Annotated in this window: 1 protein-coding gene; it reads left to right on the forward strand. The window is 67.6% G+C overall.

Features of this window, described 5'->3' with window-relative positions:
- On the forward strand, positions 1–1415 hold a 1415-nt coding region (gene groL / locus AB0H83_RS51870), incomplete at both ends, for a chaperonin GroEL (protein WP_360111491.1).

Raw genomic sequence — 1415 nt, forward strand, 5'->3', positions numbered from 1 at the left:
GCCCACCATCACCAACGATGGTGTGAGCATCGCCAAGGAGATCGAGCTCGAGGACCCCTACGAGAAGATCGGCGCCGAGCTGGTCAAGGAGGTCGCGAAGAAGACGGACGACGTTGCCGGTGACGGCACGACGACCGCGACCGTCCTCGCCCAGGCGCTGGTCCGTGAAGGCCTGCGCAACGTCGCCGCGGGTGCCAACCCGATGGCGCTCAAGCGCGGCATCGAGGCCGCCGTCGCGTCGGTGGCGACGGAGCTGGCCAACCTTGCCAAGGACGTCGAGACCAAGGAGCAGATCGCCTCCACGGCCTCGATCTCCGCCGGTGACTCCACCGTCGGCGAGATCATCGCCGAGGCGATGGACAAGGTCGGCAAGGAAGGCGTCATCACCGTCGAGGAGAGCAACACCTTCGGGCTGGAGCTGGAGCTCACCGAGGGCATGCGCTTCGACAAGGGCTACATCTCGCCGTACTTCGTGACCGACACCGAGCGGATGGAGACGGTCCTCGACGACCCGTACATCCTCATCGTCGAGTCGAAGATCTCCGCGGTGAAGGACCTCCTGCCGGTGCTGGAGAAGGTCATGCAGTCCGGCAAGCCCCTCGCGATCATTTCCGAGGACGTCGAGGGTGAGGCCCTCGCGACCCTGATCGTGAACAAGATCCGTGGCACGTTCAAGTCCGTCGCCGTCAAGGCCCCGGGCTTCGGTGACCGCCGCAAGGCGATGCTCACCGACATCGCGATCCTGACCGGTGGCCAGGTCATCTCCGAGACCGTCGGTCTCAAGCTGGAGAACGCGACGCTGGACCTGCTGGGCAAGGCCCGCAAGGTCGTCATCACCAAGGACGAGACCACGATCGTCGAGGGCTCCGGCGACGCCGACGCCATCAACGGCCGGGTGGCGCAGATCCGTGCCGAGATCGAGAAGTCGGACTCGGACTACGACCGCGAGAAGCTGCAGGAGCGGCTGGCGAAGCTCGCCGGCGGCGTCGCGGTGATCAAGGTCGGCGCGGCCACCGAGGTCGAGCTCAAGGAGCGCAAGCACCGCATCGAGGACGCCGTTCGCAACGCGAAGGCGGCCGTCGAGGAGGGCATCGTCCCCGGCGGTGGCGTGGCGCTCGTGCAGGCCGGCAAGTCGGCGTTCGACAAGCTGGACCTGGTCGGCGACGAGGCCACCGGCGCCAACATCGTCAAGGTCGCCCTTGACGCGCCGCTGCGCCAGATCGCCGTCAACGCCGGCCTTGAGGGCGGCGTCGTGGTGGAGAAGGTCCGCAACCTCGAAGCGGGCTGGGGCCTCAACGCCGCCACCGGCGACTACGTGAACCTGCTCGGCGAGGGCATCATCGACCCCGCCAAGGTCACCCGCTCCGCCCTGCAGAACGCCGCCTCCATCGCGGCGCTCTTCCTCACCACCGAGG

This window comes from Dactylosporangium sp. NPDC050688 (genome assembly GCF_040654515.1).
Lineage (GTDB): Bacteria > Actinomycetota > Actinomycetes > Mycobacteriales > Micromonosporaceae > Dactylosporangium.